This window comes from Streptomyces chrestomyceticus JCM 4735 (assembly GCF_003865135.1).
In the GTDB taxonomy this organism is placed as follows: Bacteria; Actinomycetota; Actinomycetes; order Streptomycetales; family Streptomycetaceae; genus Streptomyces; species Streptomyces chrestomyceticus.
Window position 1 is genome coordinate 3084768 of the sequence record NZ_BHZC01000001.1, and the last position, 15717, is coordinate 3100484.

The window sequence follows — 15717 nt, forward strand, 5'->3', positions numbered from 1 at the left end:
ACGCCGTTGCGGCCCCTAGGATTCCCTTTATCACCTCACCGGTCTCTTTCGACAGGAACCCCATGAGCGACACTTCCTCCCCCTACGGCTTCGAGCTCGTGCGGCGTGGGTACGACCGCGGTCAGGTGGACGACCGCATCTCGAAGCTGGTCGCCGACCGCGACAGCGCCCTGGCCCGTATCACCTCGCTGGAGAAGCGGATCGAGGAGCTGCACCTCGAAACGCAGAACGCCCAGGCCCAGGTCAACGACGCCGAACCGTCCTACGCGGGCCTCGGCGCGCGGGTCGAGAAGATCCTCCGGCTGGCGGAGGAAGAGGCGAAGGACCTGCGCGAGGAGGCCCGGCGGGCCGCCGAGCAGCACCGCGAGCTGGCCGAGTCGGCCGCCCAGCAGGTCCGTAACGACGCCGAGCAGTTCGCGACGGACCGCAAGGCCAAGGCCGAGGACGAGGGCGCCCGCATCGTCGAGAAGGCGCAGGGCGAGGCGACCGCGCTGCGCGCCGAGGCGCAGAAGGACGCGCAGTCCAAGCGGGAGGAGGCGGACTCCCTCTTCGAGGAGACCCGCGCCAAGGCCGCGCAGGCCGCCGCGGACTTCGAGACCAACCTGGCCAAGCGCCGCGAGCAGTCCGAGCGGGACCTGGCCTCCCGTCAGGCCAAGGCCGAGAAGCGGCTGGCGGAGATCGAGCACCGGGCCGAGCAGCTCCGGCTGGAGGCCGAGAAGCTGCGGACGGACGCGGAGCGCCGGGCCCGCCAGACGGTGGAGACGGCGCAGCGCCAGGCCGAGGACATCGTGGCGGACGCGAACGCCAAGGCGGACCGGATCCGCAGCGAGTCCGAGCGGGAGCTGGCGGCGCTGACCAACCGCCGGGACTCCATCAACGCCCAGTTGACGAACGTCCGCGAGATGCTCGCCACGCTCACCGGCGCGGCGGTCGCCGCGGCCGGCACCCCGGCGGACGAGGAGCCCATCTCCCGCGGCGTCCCGGCGCAGCAGTCGCGCTGAGGCGCCGTTCGCCGTTGTGACGCCGGTACGGCCGGTGGGCTCCCGCAGCCCGCTCCCGTGACGGCCGGGACCGCGCCCGACGGCAGCAGACGCGCTCCGCCCGCCCCGCCTCTCCCCCGGAGGCCGGGCGGGCGGAATGCTTTCAGCAGATGTACGGACCGTCGTACGGGGGCGGTCCGGCGACCGGTGGCCCTTCCGCGCGGTGTCCGGTACGCCCGAGATGCGGGGGCACCGGCCCCCGCTTAGCGTGCTGTACATGATCGAGAGCGCGGGGCTGACCAAGCGGTACGGCGACAAGCTCGCCGTGGACGGGCTGACCTTCACCGTGCGGCCCGGGATCGTCACCGGCTTCCTCGGCCCCAACGGCGCCGGTAAGTCCACGACGATGCGGATGATGCTCGACCTGGACCACCCGACGTCGGGACAGGTCCGTATCGACGGACGGCACTACCGGCAGTTGTCCAACCCCTTGGAGCACATCGGCGCCCTGCTGGACGCCAAGGCCGTGCACGGCGGCCGGAGCGCCTTCAACCACCTGCTGTGCCTGGCCCAGAGCAACGGCATCCCGCGCGCCCGCGTCCACGAGGTGCTGGACACCGTGGGCCTCACCGGGGTGGCCAAGAAGCGCTCCAACGGCTTCTCCCTGGGCATGGGCCAGCGCCTGGGCATCGCGGCCGCGCTGCTCGGCGACCCCGAGATCCTCATGTTCGACGAGCCGGTCAACGGACTCGACCCCGAGGGCATCCACTGGATCCGCAACCTGATGAAGGGTCTGGCCGCCCAGGGCCGCACCGTCTTCGTCTCCTCGCACCTGATGAGTGAGATGGCGCTGACCGCCGACCACCTCATCGTCATCGGCCAAGGGCGGCTGCTGGCGGACACCTCGATGGCGCAGTTCATCCGGGAGAACTCGCGCGCGTACGTACGGATGCGGTCGCCGGAGCGCGAGCGGCTGCTCGACGTGCTCCGGGGGCCGGGCACCATGCCTCGCCGGCCGGCGAGGCGGTGGAGGTCGACGGGGTGAGCGCCGCCGACCTCGGTGAGCTGGCCGCGCGGCACCGGATCGTGCTGCACGAACTGAGCCCGCAGCAGGCGTCCCTGGAGGAAGCGTTCATGCAACTGACCGCCGGCTCGGTGGAGTACCACGCGCACTCGGCGACACCGCGGCCCGCGGCGCCGGAGGACGGCCTGCCGGAGGCCCCGCCGCCGCCCGGGACGCCGGGAGCGCCGCCCCCGGGCACCCCGCCCGGCGGTGGCTGGGGCGCCGGCTGGCGGAACACGAAGCGGAGGTCCTGACGATGGCGGCCGTCCCGCAGGTCCTGAAGTCGGAGTGGACGAAGATCCGGTCGGTGCGGTCCACGGTGTGGACGCTGGGCGTCGCGCTGGTCGTCACGGTCGCGCTGGGCGCGCTGATCTGCCTGCTCGCCTCCAACGACTTCGGCACCATGTCCCCCCGCGACCGGATCACCTTCGACGCCACGGCCATCAGCTTCGCCGGGATGGGACTGGGCCAGCTCGCGATGATCGTCTTCGGGGTGCTGGTGGTCTCCAACGAGTACAGCACCGGCATGATCCGTACCTCGCTCGCCGCCGTACCGCAGCGCGGCACCTTCCTCTTCAGCAAGGTCGCCGTCGCCACCCTGCTCGCCCTCGTCGTCTCCTTCGTGACGGCCTTCCTCTCCTTCTCCATCGGGCAGGCGATGCTCGGCACGCACGCGGCGTCCCTCGGCGACCCGGGCGTCCTGCGCGCCGTGGTGGGCGGCGGGCTGTACATGACGCTGATCGCGGTGTTCTCGATGGGCGTGGCCACGATGCTGCGCAGCCCGATGCTGGCGCTGGGCATCCTGATGCCGTTCTTCTTCCTGATCTCCACCGTCCTGGGGAACGTCTCGGCCACCAAGAAGATCGGCTGGTACCTCCCCGACCAGGCCGGCCAGAAGGTGATGCAGGTGGTGCCGCCGGCCGGGGACGAGGTGCCGTACGGGCCGTGGGGCGGGTTCGCCATCATGGTGGCGTGGACGGTGGCCGCCCTGGTGTGCGGATACGTCCTGCTGAAGCGGCGCGACGCCTGAGGCCGGGGCGCCGGCGGCGGCCGTACGGCGCGGGCCGGCCGCGCCCCGGGCCCCCGCGCCGGCCCGCGTTTTGACGGGAACCGTCAGCCTGCGGATAACCTCCTAACCCTCACGGGGGTACGAGAGCACCTCTGCCCCGAACCATTTCTGAGGGGCGGAGAATGATCGAGGCATTCGGTCTGACGAAGCGCTACGGCGCCAAGACAGCCGTGCACAACCTGTCGTTCCAGGTGCGGCCGGGCACCGTCACCGGCTTCCTGGGCCCCAACGGCTCCGGCAAGTCCACGACGATGCGCATGATCCTGGGGCTGGACACCCCGACGAGCGGCCGCGTCACGATCGGCGGCATCCCGTTCCGCCAGGTGCCCAACGCCCCTCGGCACGTCGGCGCCCTGCTCGACGCCAAGGCGGTGCACGGCGGCCGCAGCGCGCGCCAGCACCTGCTCTGCCTCGCCCAGCTCTCCGGCATCCCGGCCCGCCGCGTCGACGAGGTCCTCGGCGTGGTCGGCCTCCAGGACGTCGCCCGCAAGCGCTCCAACGGCTTCTCGCTCGGCATGGGCCAGCGCCTGGGCATCGCGGCGGCGCTGCTCGGCGACCCGCAGGTGCTGCTCTTCGACGAGCCGGTCAACGGCCTGGACCCCGAAGGCATCCTGTGGGTCCGCAACCTGATGAAGCAGTTGGCCGCCGAGGGCCGTACGGTCTTCGTCTCCTCGCACCTCATGAGCGAGATGGCGCTGACCGCCGAACACCTCATCGTCATCGGCCGCGGCCAGTTGCTGGCCGACATGTCGGTCAAGGACTTCATCTCGGCCAACTCCGCCGACTTCGCCCGCGTCCGTACGCCGGACACCGAGCCGGAGCTGCGCGAGAAGCTGGGCGCGCTGCTCGGCGAGGCGGGTGGCCGGGTCGTACCGGAGCAGGACGGCGCGCTGCGCGTCAGCGGGCTGCTGCTGCCCCGCATCAGCGACCTCGCGCACGACGCGGACATCCGCCTGTGGGAGCTGTCGCCGCATCAGGCGTCGCTGGAAGAGGCGTACATGCAACTGACGCAGGGGGTCGTGGACTACCGCTCGACGACCGACCAGCGGGCCGGCCTCCAGCAGCAAGCGCCTGGTCTCGCGCCGCAGGGCCCGGGCGCGCCGGGGCAGCCGCCGCAGGGGTACGCGGCGCCGCAGCCGGGCCCGTACGGGCAGCCCGGCCACCCGGGTCAGCCGCTCCCCGGGGCTCAGAGGCAGCCGAACCCGTACGCGCAGGGGCCCGGCGGCGTGCCGGGCCAGGGCTACCCGCCGCCGATGGCCGGCCAGGGCTCGCCGTACGGACAGCCGAACCCGTACGGGCAGCCGCAGCCGGGCCCGCAGGCCGGCGCCCCGGCGCCGATGCCGCCCGCCGCCCAGCCCGCCGCCCCCGCCGACACCTCCGAGCCGCACACCGAGGACGCCCGATGACCAGCCCTCAGCAGCCGCAGCCACAGCCTGAGCCGCACGCCACCGAAGCGCCCGGCACCGGCCCGACACCCCCGGCGGGAGCACCGCAGCCGCCCGCGCAACCGCCCGCCGAGCAGCCGGAGCCCCGGCCGCTGGCCGCTCACGCGCCCCAGCAGCAGCCCGCCGAGCAGTCTCCGGCCCAGCCGCAGCCCTCGGCGCAGCCTCCGGCCCGTGAAGCCGGAACGATGATGCTCCAGGCTCAGCAGCCGCCCGCCGCCGCGCCCGGCAAGGAAGCCGGGACGATGATGCTCCAGGCCCAGCCCGCGCCGCAGGCCCCGCAGAGCGCACCGCAGGCCCCCAGGGCGCGCCCAAGGACGCGGGCACCATGACGCTCCAGGCCCAGCAGCCGCCCGCCGGTCCTCCGCCGCAGCAGGCGCCCTACCAGCAGCCGCACCAGCCCGCACCGCACCAGCAGGCGCACCAGCAAGCCGCGCCCCAGCAGGCCCAGCAGCCGCCGCACCAGCAGCAGATCCCGGCCGCCTGGCAGGCCGCCGGCCCCAGCGGCGCCGGTCCGGCCTACGTCTCGCCGATTCCGGTGCGCCGGACGACCCTGGGCCACGCGCTCGCCTCCGAGTGGACGAAGATCCGCTCGGTGCGCTCCACGATGTGGACGCTGGGGGTGCTGGTCCTGCTGAACGTCGGCATCGGGCTGCTGACGGCGCTGGCCCTGGCGGACCCGGACCGGGTGGTCGAGCCGAAGCTCGGCTTCGCCTGGTTCGGCCTGCTGCTGGGGACGCTGTGCGTGATCCCGCTCGGCGTGCTGGTGATCTCCTCGGAGTACGGAACCGGCATGATTCGTACGACGTTCACGGCCTGCCCCAGCCGGGCGCGGGTGCTGACCGCCAAGGCGATCGTCCTGTTCGGGCTGACGTTCGTCGTCACCACGGTCTCCAACGCACTGGTCGCGGTGGCGCACGCCGGGATGCTCACCGGCCCGGCGCCCACCGGTGACGAGTGGCTGCGCGCCACCGTCGGCGCCGGTCTGTTCGTGGCCGTGCTGAGTCTGCTGTCCCTGGCGGCGGGCACCCTGCTGCGGCACTCGGCCGGTGCGATCAGCGCGATGACGGGCCTGGTCCTGCTGCCCATGCTGATGGCCGTCTTCATGATCACTTCGGAGAGCCTGCGCCCGTTCGCGACCAAGCTGATCGAGTACTCGGTCCCGAACAACCTCGCCTCGCTCTACGGCCAGCCGTTCATGCCCGACGGCCCGACCGGCTGGCAGCCGCTGCTCCTCCTCGCGGGCGTCACCGCCGTCGTCCTCGGCGGCGCGTACGCGGCGCTGCAGAAGCGCGACGTCTGACCGGGGCCCCGCTCAGTACCTCGGCGCGTTACGGGACCGCTGGAGCCGCGCGCTCCGGCGGTCCCGTGCGTTCCAGCACGCCTTGTGCCAGTGTCTGCGCTCGTCCACGTCGCCCTCCCGCGGCCAGGCGACGACGTGCGGCACCCCCGGCGGGATCTCCTGGTCGCACCCCGGGCAGCGGTAGTGCTTGGCCGCCCCGCCGCCCCCCAGATGCCGTACGACCCACTCCTCGCCGCGCCATTCCTCGGTACGTTCCAGGCCGTAGCGGCCCCCGCCCGCGTGGTCGGCTGGCTTCTCACCGCCGCGAGAGCGGTTTCGACGCGGAGACACTGGGCACCTCGGGAAATCTGCGGGGTCACGGGCCGTCACCACCCTACGCGGCTCCGTCATGGGGCGTAGTCGGCCGCCGCAATCCTGCGATCATCGGGAAACTTCGCCGCAGGCCGTGCCCTTGGCACGTGTCACCCGTTGTTGCCTGTTAGGGGGATGTCGCGTCGGCTGCGAGGAGGCAGAAGAGCGATGCGTGTTGGGACTTTCATTCTGGCCGCCCAGTTTCCCGGTCAGGGGCAGGGAGAGGCACTCCACCGGGCGGTGCGGTCCGCGGAAGTCGCGGAGGAGGCCGGGCTCGACGCCGTCTGGCTGGCGGAGCACCACTTCGTGCCGTACGGGGTCTGCCCGTCGGCGGCGACACTGGCCGCCCTGCTGCTGGGCCGTACCCACCGGATCGGCGTCGGCACCTCCGTCAGCGTGCTGCCGACCCAGCATCCGGTCGCCCTCGGGGAACAGGCCGCGCTGCTGCACCTGACCTCCGGCGGGCGGTTCACCCTCGGTGTCGGCCGGGGCGGTCCCTGGGTGGACCTGGAGGTCTTCGGGTCGGGACTGGCCGCCTACGAGCAGCACTTCCCCGAGTCGCTGGACCTGCTGCTCCGCTGGCTGCGCGAGCCGCGGGTCGGCGCCGCGGGGGAACGTCACTCCTTCCGGGAGGTCGCCGTCGTACCGCGGCCCGACGAGTCGCTGGAGATGCCGTCCGGCCCGCCCGTCGTCCTGGCGTGCACCTCACCCGGGACGGTGCGGCTGGCCGCCGAGCGCGGGCTGCCGATGCTGCTGGGGATGCACTGCGGCGACGAGGAGAAGGCGGAGATGGTGGCGCTGTGGCGCCGGACCGCGCTGGCGGCCGGGCGCGACCCGGACCTGGTCGCAGCGGCGGAGCACGTCTCGGCCGGGGTGGTGCAGGTCGGCGACACCCGGCAGGGCGCGGCCGAGGTCCTCACGAAGGCGATGCCGGGCTGGCTGCGGCGCGGGCTGGCGGCCCATGAGACGGTCGACGGTCGGCACCGCGCCATGCGCGACCCGCTGGCCTATGCGGAGCTGCTCTGCGACCTGCATCCGGTCGGGCCGCCGGAACGGTGCGCCGACCGGCTCGCGGCCTCGGCGGAGCGGACCGGCATCCGGCGCTTCGCGCTGCTGGTGGAGGGTTCCGGCGACCTGGCCGCCACCGAGGAGAACGTCCGGCGGCTGGGCGCCGAGGTGCTGCCGCGGCTCGGCCGATCCGAGGGCTGATCCGGAGGCGGTTCCGAAGGCTGCTCCGGGGCGGCGGGGCGGCTCGCGCGGGCCGTCGGGACGGGCCCGCCGTCGCCCAGCGTCCCCCGCCGGCGTACCCGGCGTCCCCCGGCCCCGCGCCCGGGGGACGCCGTGCGCGCCGCGCCGGCGCCGCCGTACCCGCGCCGGTCCGGCCGATGCTGCCGCCGGCGCACCCTTGCCGTACGGCCTCCGTCGCGCATGCGCAGCGGCAGCATCTTCGGTCAGCAGTCGCGCAGCTCAGGCGACTGGTTCAGAAGCTGGCCACGGACGGAGGTGAACTTGGCCAGCCTGTCGTCCACCGACGGGTCGAGCGGGAAGACCGCGACCCGATGGCAGTTCTGGAATGCCAGCCGCACACCGAAGTGACGTTCCAACGATCCGCGTATCGCGTCACTCGCCAGTGCTCGCAGCAGCTCACCGCGTGCCCGCTCGTCCGGCGGCGGCGTCCGGTTGTCGGCGAACTCGCCGCCGTCCACCTTGAGCTGGGCCACCAGGGAGCTGATCATCCCCCATGCGTAGGGCAAGGAGGTCCGGACGCAGTCGACAAATTCCGCTTCGTCGACCTCGCCTCGCTCGGCCTGTTCGAGGAGGGCCGGTGAGACGTCGAGCGACATGAGGTTCTCCTCTCGCGGCCCCGCCGGGACGGAGCCTCAGGGATGGGACGGGGGTTTCGCGACGGAGCGTGTCCGTACCACGACCCCCCGCTTCAACGGTATGCCGCACACCCGGCGCACACCAGAAGATTGCCGAGACAACCGGCCGCCGGCGGAGCGGGCGGTTCAGGGGCGAATCGCGTCGGCGGCCTCCGGTCGAGTAGCGTGGCGCACCATGCGTCTCGTCATTGCCCGTTGCTCCGTGGACTACGCGGGCCGGCTCAGTGCCCACCTCCCGTCGGCCCCTCGCCTGATCCTCGTGAAGGCGGACGGTTCGGTCTCCATCCACGCGGACGACCGGGCCTACAAGCCCCTGAACTGGATGTCCCCGCCGTGCACCCTCAAGGAGGGCGACGGCAGTGTGTGGACGGTGGAGAACAAGGGGGGCGAGAAGCTCATCATCACCCTGGAAGAGGTGATGCACGACTCGGCGCACGAGCTGGGCGTGGACCCGGGTCTCATCAAGGACGGCGTGGAGGCGCACCTCCAGGAGCTGCTGGCCGACCGGATCGAGACCCTCGGCGAGGGCTACTCGCTCATCCGCCGCGAATACCCCACCGCCATCGGCCCGGTGGACATCCTGTGCCGGGACGCGGACGGCGCGACGGTCGCCGTGGAGATCAAGCGGCGCGGTGAGATCGACGGGGTCGAGCAGCTCACCCGTTATCTCGAACTCCTCAACCGGGACCCGCACTTGGCTCCGGTGAAGGGCGTCTTCGCGGCCCAGGAGATCAAGCCGCAGGCGCGGGTGCTGGCCACCGACCGCGGTATCGGCTGTGTCGTGCTGGACTACAACGCGCTGCGCGGCATCGAGGACGACAAGCTGCGGCTGTTCTGAGCGGCCCGGACCGGTGCGGGCCGGGGCGCCGGGAGTGAGCACGCCCGGCCCCGCGGACCCCGCCGGTACGGACGACGACGGCCCGGTACGGAACGCCCGCCCCTGAGGCGGACGGTTCCGTACCGGGCCGTCGTGCTGTGTTCAGACGTCCGTGCCGCCGCCCGTGCCACCGGAGGTGGTGGCCGCCGAGCTGCTGCCGTTGGCGCTGCTGGGCGCCGGGTTGCCGGTGGTGCCGGTCGGTTCCTGGCTGGTCGGCTTGTCCGTGGGCTTGTCCGTGGGCTTGTCGGTCGGCTTGTCCGTCGGTTTGTCGGTGGGCTTGTCCGTCGGCTTGCCGGTCGGCTTGTCCGTGGGCCTGCCGGTGCCCGTCCCCGTGTCGGTGGGCCGGGTGGTCGGGTCGGTCGGGCGCGTCGTCGGATCGGTCGGGTCCGTGCTGCCGTCGGTGGGCCGGCCGGTGGTCGGGTCCGTGGCGCCGGTGCTCGGGGCGGGCGAGCCGGTGGGCTGTCCGCCGGTGCCCGGCGTCGTCGAGCCATGGCCGCCGGTGCCGGGCCGGCTGCCCTGGCCGGTGCGGGTGCCGCCGGTGCCCGGCTGGTCGGCTGGCAGGCCGTCACCGTCCTTGCCGGGCTCTGCGGACTGCTCGGTCTTGACCTTCCCGCCCGGGCCGCCGTCGTCGTTCCCGGAGACCGCGCCCAGGGTGACGACGGTGCCCAGGACGGCGACGAGCAGGGCGCCCGCGGCCGCGGCGACCAGGTTGCGCCGGGCGCTCAGCACCACGGCCTTGCGGCCGCCGGCCCTGGTGCCGCCCTGGCCGGCGTTCTTGCCGCCGCCGGTGACGGCGTGGGTGACCACGGTGGGCGCGGTCGCGTCGACGGCCGGGGCCGCGGCGAGGGCGGCGGGCACCCCGCCGGGCGGCGAGGCCGACTCCTCCGTCCGCGCGTCCGGGATCTCCTCGCCGGCCGGTGTGGCCGTACCGGCGGGCGGGGTGAACGTGCCGGAGCGGTCGGCGACCAGGGCCAGCGCGCGCCGTCCCGCGACCGCGCCCCGCCGGTCGGAGAGCACGCCGCGCAGTCCTATCGACGCCTCCAGCTCGGCCCGCGCCCGGTCCAGGTTGCCGGTGCACAGGGCGAGGACGCCCAGCTCGTGGTGGAAGTACGCCTCCTCGGCGACCTCCCCGGCGATGCGGGCGGCCTCGGCGCCGTGCCGCAGGCTGCGCTCCCAGGCGTTCCAGTGCAGGGCGGCGGCGAAGGCCGGGGCGGCCGTACGGGCCAGCAGGACGGCGGCGCTGGGGTGGCCGCTCTCCCGGCTGCCGGTCAGGACGTTCATGGCGGCCAGGATCGCGTCGGCCTCGGCGGCGGCCCGCTCGGGCGTGACCGAGGGGTGCCCGGCCCACCAGGCGTAGTGCTGGGCGGCGGTCAGGGCCCGCTCGCCCGCGCCGTCGTCGTACCCGGCGGCCGTCAACTGGTCCTCCACCGTCGCCGCGAGCCGGTAGTGGCCCCCGGCCGGGGTGATCAGCCCGCAGTCCAGCAGCGCGCCGAGGGCGGCGTCCGCGTGGGTGTCCTGGGCGAGCGCGGGCAGGTGCGCCTGGTGCGGCAGCTCGCCGCCCAGCGCGACCGCGAAGCGCAGCGTCTCGCGCGCCGCCTCGCTCAGGCCGGCGGCGATCAGCGGCGCGGGCGAGGCGGCCTCGGCGACGGTCGGCAGCGGTCCGGCGGTGCCGCCCTGGCCGTCCCCGGCCGCGGCGTCGTCGTCGGAGTGCTCCCCGTACGCATCGAAGGTGTCCTGGCCGGCACGGGTCCGCTGCCGCAGCAGGGCACCGGCCTGCACGAAGCGCAGGGGCAGCCCTTCGGACTCGAACCACAGGTCGGCGGCCCACGCGGCCTCGTCGTCGGTGAGCGGCCGGCCGACGACGCCCGCCAGCAGCTCGCGGCAGGCGTCGCGGCCGATGCCGCCGAGGGAGACCTCTTCGAGGTGGGAGCCGGGCGAGGGCGCGGCGACGTCGGGGGTGGCGGCGAACAGGAAGGCGCACTCGGGGGTGGCGCCCAGCAGCTCGTCCAGCGCGGCGCCGCCGAACTCCAGGTCGTCCAGGACGACGATGGCGCCGATCTCGCCGAGCAGGCGCAGCAGCTCGCCGCGGTCGGGGCGGTGCAGCGGGGCCCGGTGGACGGCCGCGAACAGCTCGTACATCACGTCGGTGGGGGTGCGGCGGTATCCGGAGAGCCGGACGACACCGTCGGGGGCCAGGCCCTCGCAGGCGGTGGCGACGGCGTCCAGCAGGCGCGTACGGCCCGATCCGGAGGGCCCGGTGACGCGTACGGATCTGCCGCGGGACAGCAGCCGCACCAGCCGGTCGGTCTCCTCCGCGCGCTCCAGGAGCGCGCCTTGGCGGCCGGCGGAGACCGGCAGGGCGGGCGGCGCGGCGGCGCGGGCCAGCTCGGCGCGCTCCTCGGGGCCGTGCTTGCCGGGGACGGCGGGCTGTTCGCCGGGCGGGCAGGGTTCGATCTCGCTGCCGTCGACCGGGTTGACGGTGAGCAGGTAGGGGCCCGACACGAGCTGTACGGTGCGGGCGGGCCCGCCGGGGGCGGCCGCGGAGCCGCCGGCCGCGGGCGTCGGGACAGGGGCGTCCTGCTCGCCGTACTCCTCAGGTCCCCGGTTGGTGTTCGGGTCCATGGTGAAATGCCCCCCAGATGCGCTTGGCGTGCCGACCGGCGGTTCGTGTCCCGGCCGTCCGCACTCCCCCAGCCTCCGGCCGGGGTGCTCCCCGGCCGCCGCTTCTGGTCCGGTGCCCGCCGTGCGGCGAACCGGACGGCGGAAAACCGAACCTTAGACCTTCGCCCAGTATCTACGAAGCGCCGGGGTCCGCTCCTGCCCGGAACGTCACAGTGTTGTGAGAATCCTTCGGGTATGCGGCTTTTTGATCTTGCCGTCGGCGCCGTCGCGCCGTCAGACCCGCGGCAGGGTCTCGGCCGCGATGCCGCCCTCGATGGCGAGGATGCGGTGCAGGCGGGTGGCGACCAGCAGCCGCTGCATCTGCGGCGGTACGCCGCGCAGCACGAGCCGGCGGTTGGCCCGCCCGGCGCGGCGGTGCGCGCCCATGATCACGCCGAGTCCGGTGGCGTCCCACGAGTCGAGTCCGGTCAGATCCAGCACGAGGTCGCCCTGGCCCGAGTCGACGGCGGAGTGCAGGACGGTTCGGGCGTCCGCCGCGCTGCGGACGTCGAGGCGGCCCCCGACGACCAGCTCGGCGTGGTCGCCCCTGATGTGCATATGCGCTCCCCGGGTGATGAATGCTCGATCGTTACGTCTACAGAACTGACTGCCTCTCATGCGGCGAAGTTGCCGCCTGTAAGCGAACCGATACCGAATTCACCCCGGAGGGTGACGGCACCGGACCCGTGCGCCTGGCGCACCGGCCGCCGCGGGGCGGGCCGCCGGCGGCCGGAGCCCCGGCCGCCGCGCTCCCGGCCGTGCCCGGAGCGGCGCCTGACGCCGCGACAGCGCGGTGCGGGGTCCGGGCCCGTCCGACGCGGAATCAGTGCTCGTAGAAGCCTTGCCCGCTCTTGCGGCCGATATCGCCGGCATCGACCATCCGCCGCATGACCTCCGGCGGCGCGAACTTCTCGTCCTGCGACTCGGTGTAGATGTTGTCGGTGGCGTGCAGCAGGATGTCCACGCCGGTCAGGTCGGCGGTGGCCAGCGGCCCCATGGCGTGTCCGAAGCCCAGCTTGCAGGCGGTGTCGATGTCCTCGGCGCTGGCGACCCCGGACTCGTACAGCTTCGCCGCCTCCACGACCAGCGCCGAGATCAGACGGGTGGTCACGAAGCCGGCCACGTCACGGTTGACGACGATGCAGGTCTTGCCGACGGACTCGGCGAACGCGCGGGCGGTGGCGAGGGTCTCGTCGCTGGTCTTGTAGCCGCGCACCAGTTCGCACAACTGCATCATCGGCACCGGCGAGAAGAAGTGCGTGCCCACCACTCGCTCGGGGCGCCCGGTGGCCGCGGCGATCTTGGTGATCGGGATGGCCGAGGTGTTGGAGGCGAGCACCGCCTCGTCCTTGACCAGCTTGTCCAGGTTCGTAAAGATCTCGCGCTTGACGTCGATCCGCTCGAAGACCGCCTCGACGACGATGTCCGCGTCGGCCGCCGCGTCCAGGTCGGTCGTGGTGGTGATCCGGGCCAGCGCCTGCTCGGCGTCGGCCGCGGCCAGCTTGCCCTTGCTCACGAACTTCTCGTACGAGGCCTCGATGCCGCCCTTGCCGCGGGCCAGCGCGCCTTCCGTCACATCGCGGAGGACGACCTCCCAGCCCGCCTGGGCCGAGACCTGCGCGATACCGGACCCCATGAGTCCGGCTCCGATGACGGCGAGCTTCTTTGCCACTTGCTGTCCCCTAACACGCTGTACACCTGACGGCTCTCGGCAGTGACGTTAGCGCCCGGCGGCGATCGATAGGAGGGTTAGAGATGCGCGTCACGTCTCAGATGACGGACATCACACCGCGCGGGCTCACCGGCCGCCGCGCACGGCATAGTTGAGGACCTTTCCGCCGAGCGCGCCCTCCAGGTCGTCGAGCAGGACGAGCGCTTCGCGTGACACCTCGTCGGGTGCGCGGCCGGCCATCATGGCGCGGGCGATGTGCGCCGTGAGCGTGGCGTGCACCCAGTTGAGCTGACCGGCCACCAGGAGCGGCAGCCAGTCGTCCGCCGCGGCGCCGGCCTCCTGGCGCAGGGTCTCCTCCAGGCGGGTGAGCTGTTCCTGCTGGAGGTGCCAGAGGCGGGCCTTGAGGGTGGCGGCGCCCTCGATGACGCGCAGGAAGCGGTCGTAGCCCTCGACGAGTCCGACGGCGGGTGAGACGGCCTCGACCTGTTCGCGCAGTTCGCGCAGGACGGCGGCGGCCGCCGACTCCCCCGCGTCCCGGCCGCGTACGTAGCGCGCGAGGCGGTCCACCAGCCCGGCGCCGCGGTCCATGAAGAGGTCTTCCTTGGCCGGGAAGTAGTTGTAGACGGTGTTGACCGAGACCTCGCAGACCTCCGCGATCTCCGCGATGGTCACGTCGTCGAAGCCGCGCTCCAGGAACAGGCCGGTGGCCATGTCCGAGATGTGCTGGCGCGTCTGCCGCTTCTTGCGCTCCCTGAGTCCCTCTGCCATGCCCCGCATCGTACGCCTTCTTGGGGTTCTTTAATTTTTGGGGGCATTGCAATTTTTCAGTCGCTCTGTTTTTCTGTCCGGCATGGCAGTCATCACGGCGTCCGGCCTGACCCGGACCTTCCCCACCCGGCACGGCCCCGTCGAAGCCGTACGCGGCATCGACCTCACCGTCGGACACGGCGAGATCCTCGGCCTGCTCGGCCCCAACGGCGCCGGGAAGACCACCACCCTGCGGATGCTCACCACGCTCCTCGCCCCCACCGGCGGCAGCGCGACCGTCGCCGGCTGCGACCTGCTCCGCGACCCGGCGGGCGTGCGGCGCGCCACCGGCTACGTCGCCCAGTCCGGCGGCGTCGACCCGCACATCTCCGTACGGGAGGAACTGGTGACCCAGGGGCGCCTGTACCGCCTGCCGAAGGCACGGGCCGCCGCCCGCGCCGAGGAACTGGCGCACGACCTCGGCCTCCACGGGCTGCTGGACCGCACGTGCGCGGCGCTGTCCGGCGGGCAGCGGCGGCGGCTGGACATCGCGATGGGGCTGCCGCACCGGCCCGCGGTGCTCTTCCTGGACGAGCCGACGACCGGCCTCGACCCCGGCAGCCGAGCCGGCCTGTGGGAGCTGGTGCGGAAGCTGCGTACGGACTACGGCACCACCGTCGTCCTGACCACCCACTACCTCGACGAGGCGGACGCGCTCGCCGACCGCCTGGTGGTCGTCGACAAGGGCGTGGTGGCCGCCGAGGGCACCCCGCGCGCGCTCAAGACCGCCTACGCCGGCTCGGCCGACGCGTCCCTCCAGGACGCCTTCCTCGCCATCACCGGGCGTGGCCCCGCGCCGGTGGACACCACCCCCGTAGCCGTCTGACCGCCCGACCACTTACGGAGTCCCGTATGTCGCCCGTCCTGTCCGACACCGCCCTGATCTTCGGGCGCTACGCCCGGCAGACCCTGCGCTCCAAGGTGCAGATGCTCTTCGGCGTCCTGATGCCGCTGCTCTACCTGCTCTTCTTCGGACCGCTGCTGACGAAGCTGCCACTGGCCTCCGAGGGCAGTTCGTGGCAGGTCCTGGTGCCCGGCCTGCTGCTGCAACTCGCGCTCTTCGGGGCGTCGTTCTGCGGCTTCGCCATCATTCTCGAAAAGCAGTACGGGGTGGTGGAGCGGATGCGGGTGACGCCCGTGAGCCGGCTCGCGCTGCTGCTGGGGCGGGTGCTGCGGGACACCGTGCTGCTCACGTTCCAGGCGGGGCTGCTGGTACTGGTGGCGCTGGTGATGGGGCTGCGGGCGCCGCTCGGCGGCATCCTCATCGGCTTCGCGTTCGTCGCCGCGACGGCCGTCGCCCTGTCCTCGCTGTCGTACGCGCTGGCCCTGAAGGTCGCCTCACCACAGGAGTTCGGCCCCGTCGTCAACGCCGCCACCATGCCCACCATGCTGCTCTCCGGCCTGATGCTGCCGATGGCCCTGGCCCCCGGGTGGCTGGACGTCCTCTCCCGCTTCATGCCGCTGCGCCACCTCGTGGACGGTGTCCGCGCGGCCTACGTGGGCGACTACACCGGTACGCCGGTGCTGTACGGAGCGCTGACCGCCGCCGGACTCGCGGCGGTGGCCGCGGCGGTCTGCGCCCGCGCCTTCCGCAGGGCCGCGGCGTAGG

At 73.3% G+C, this 15717-nt stretch carries 15 protein-coding genes and 1 pseudogene; 10 read left to right on the top strand and 6 right to left on the bottom strand.

What is annotated here, in order from left to right:
* The first annotated feature begins 62 nt into the window (after positions 1–62).
* The 6 genes and pseudogenes from EJG53_RS12645 (at position 63) to EJG53_RS12670 (ending at position 5857) form a co-directional block, all read left to right on the top strand.
* Positions 63–1001: a coiled-coil domain-containing protein gene (locus EJG53_RS12645; RefSeq protein ID WP_031008063.1), complete on the top strand. Its 939-nt coding sequence runs from the start codon at positions 63–65 to the stop codon at positions 999–1001.
* A 256-nt stretch (positions 1002–1257) separates the two neighbouring features.
* Positions 1258–2297, top strand: a pseudogene (locus tag EJG53_RS12650) (ABC transporter ATP-binding protein).
* A 2-nt stretch (positions 2298–2299) separates the two neighbouring features.
* A complete protein-coding gene (locus EJG53_RS12655; protein WP_125044931.1) occupies positions 2300–3073 on the top strand; it encodes an ABC transporter permease in 774 nt (257 codons plus the stop codon).
* A gap of 161 nt (positions 3074–3234) precedes the next feature.
* On the top strand, positions 3235–4518 hold the full coding sequence (locus EJG53_RS12660; protein ID WP_125044932.1) for an ABC transporter ATP-binding protein: 1284 nt from the start codon (positions 3235–3237) through the stop codon (positions 4516–4518).
* Positions 4515–4886 carry a hypothetical protein gene (locus EJG53_RS12665; protein ID WP_125044933.1) on the top strand — a complete coding sequence of 124 codons (372 nt, stop codon included), beginning with the start codon at positions 4515–4517 and terminating at the stop codon, positions 4884–4886. The genes EJG53_RS12660 and EJG53_RS12665 overlap by 4 nt, the downstream gene beginning before the upstream one ends.
* Complete coding sequence (locus EJG53_RS12670; RefSeq protein ID WP_125044934.1) at positions 4883–5857, top strand: ABC transporter permease; 975 nt, start codon at positions 4883–4885, stop codon at positions 5855–5857. Before EJG53_RS12665 ends, EJG53_RS12670 begins: the two co-directional genes overlap by 4 nt.
* A 12-nt stretch (positions 5858–5869) precedes the next feature.
* Here the strand turns inward: EJG53_RS12670 and EJG53_RS12675 are convergent, their stop codons facing one another.
* A complete protein-coding gene (locus EJG53_RS12675) occupies positions 5870–6187 on the bottom strand; it encodes an ATP/GTP-binding protein (RefSeq protein WP_125044935.1) in 318 nt (105 codons plus the stop codon).
* Positions 6188–6376: 189 nt separating this feature from the next.
* On the opposite strand from EJG53_RS12675, the gene EJG53_RS12680 reads away from it, so the two are divergent.
* A complete protein-coding gene (locus EJG53_RS12680; RefSeq protein WP_125044936.1) occupies positions 6377–7417 on the top strand; it encodes an LLM class flavin-dependent oxidoreductase in 1041 nt (346 codons plus the stop codon).
* A 242-nt stretch (positions 7418–7659) separates the two neighbouring features.
* Here the strand turns inward: EJG53_RS12680 and EJG53_RS12685 are convergent, their stop codons facing one another.
* Entirely contained in the window at positions 7660–8052 is a 393-nt protein-coding gene (locus tag EJG53_RS12685; protein WP_125044937.1) for an SCO5389 family protein, read from the bottom strand.
* Positions 8053–8266: 214 nt separating this feature from the next.
* Here EJG53_RS12685 and nucS point away from each other — a divergent pair, with 214 nt between their 5' ends.
* On the top strand, positions 8267–8929 hold the full coding sequence (gene nucS / locus EJG53_RS12690) for an endonuclease NucS (RefSeq protein ID WP_031008081.1): 663 nt from the start codon (positions 8267–8269) through the stop codon (positions 8927–8929).
* 141 nt (positions 8930–9070) lie between these two features.
* Here the strand turns inward: nucS and EJG53_RS42405 are convergent, their stop codons facing one another.
* The 4 genes from EJG53_RS42405 to EJG53_RS12710 form a co-directional block, all read right to left on the bottom strand.
* Complete coding sequence (locus EJG53_RS42405) at positions 9071–11590, bottom strand: ATP-binding protein (protein WP_125044938.1); 2520 nt, start codon at positions 11588–11590, stop codon at positions 9071–9073.
* Between the two features lie 273 nt (positions 11591–11863).
* Entirely contained in the window at positions 11864–12187 is a 324-nt protein-coding gene (locus tag EJG53_RS12700) for an STAS domain-containing protein (RefSeq protein WP_031008086.1), read from the bottom strand.
* A gap of 265 nt (positions 12188–12452) precedes the next feature.
* Positions 12453–13301, bottom strand: a complete 849-nt coding sequence (locus EJG53_RS12705) for a 3-hydroxyacyl-CoA dehydrogenase family protein (RefSeq protein ID WP_031008088.1) — start codon at positions 13299–13301, stop codon at positions 12453–12455.
* Between the two features lie 126 nt (positions 13302–13427).
* Positions 13428–14069: a TetR/AcrR family transcriptional regulator gene (locus EJG53_RS12710; RefSeq protein ID WP_125044939.1), complete on the bottom strand. Its 642-nt coding sequence runs from the start codon at positions 14067–14069 to the stop codon at positions 13428–13430.
* 82 nt (positions 14070–14151) lie between these two features.
* On the opposite strand from EJG53_RS12710, the gene EJG53_RS12715 reads away from it, so the two are divergent.
* Positions 14152–14934 (top strand): ABC transporter ATP-binding protein, encoded by a 783-nt coding sequence (locus EJG53_RS12715; protein WP_125044940.1) that lies wholly within the window; start codon positions 14152–14154, stop codon positions 14932–14934.
* 26 nt (positions 14935–14960) lie between these two features.
* Positions 14961–15716 (top strand): ABC transporter permease, encoded by a 756-nt coding sequence (locus EJG53_RS12720; RefSeq protein WP_125044941.1) that lies wholly within the window; start codon positions 14961–14963, stop codon positions 15714–15716.
* Position 15717: the final 1 nt, after the last annotated feature.

What these genes read in the sequence shown, in the direction of transcription:
- EJG53_RS12645 (WP_031008063.1), top strand. Translation starts at nt 63, where the DNA reads ATGAGCGACACTTCCTCCCCCTACGGCTTCGAGCTCGTGCGGCGTGGG.
- EJG53_RS12655 (WP_125044931.1), top strand. Translation starts at nt 2,300, where the DNA reads ATGGCGGCCGTCCCGCAGGTCCTGAAGTCGGAGTGGACGAAGATCCGG.
- EJG53_RS12660 (WP_125044932.1), top strand. Translation starts at nt 3,235, where the DNA reads ATGATCGAGGCATTCGGTCTGACGAAGCGCTACGGCGCCAAGACAGCC.
- EJG53_RS12665 (WP_125044933.1), top strand. Translation starts at nt 4,515, where the DNA reads ATGACCAGCCCTCAGCAGCCGCAGCCACAGCCTGAGCCGCACGCCACC.
- EJG53_RS12670 (WP_125044934.1), top strand. Translation starts at nt 4,883, where the DNA reads ATGACGCTCCAGGCCCAGCAGCCGCCCGCCGGTCCTCCGCCGCAGCAG.
- EJG53_RS12680 (WP_125044936.1), top strand. Translation starts at nt 6,377, where the DNA reads ATGCGTGTTGGGACTTTCATTCTGGCCGCCCAGTTTCCCGGTCAGGGG.
- EJG53_RS12685 (WP_125044937.1), bottom strand. Translation starts at nt 8,052, where the DNA reads ATGTCGCTCGACGTCTCACCGGCCCTCCTCGAACAGGCCGAGCGAGGC.
- nucS (WP_031008081.1), top strand. Translation starts at nt 8,267, where the DNA reads ATGCGTCTCGTCATTGCCCGTTGCTCCGTGGACTACGCGGGCCGGCTC.
- EJG53_RS42405 (WP_125044938.1), bottom strand. Translation starts at nt 11,590, where the DNA reads ATGGACCCGAACACCAACCGGGGACCTGAGGAGTACGGCGAGCAGGAC.
- EJG53_RS12700 (WP_031008086.1), bottom strand. Translation starts at nt 12,187, where the DNA reads ATGCACATCAGGGGCGACCACGCCGAGCTGGTCGTCGGGGGCCGCCTC.
- EJG53_RS12710 (WP_125044939.1), bottom strand. Translation starts at nt 14,069, where the DNA reads ATGGCAGAGGGACTCAGGGAGCGCAAGAAGCGGCAGACGCGCCAGCAC.
- EJG53_RS12715 (WP_125044940.1), top strand. Translation starts at nt 14,152, where the DNA reads ATGGCAGTCATCACGGCGTCCGGCCTGACCCGGACCTTCCCCACCCGG.
- EJG53_RS12720 (WP_125044941.1), top strand. Translation starts at nt 14,961, where the DNA reads ATGTCGCCCGTCCTGTCCGACACCGCCCTGATCTTCGGGCGCTACGCC.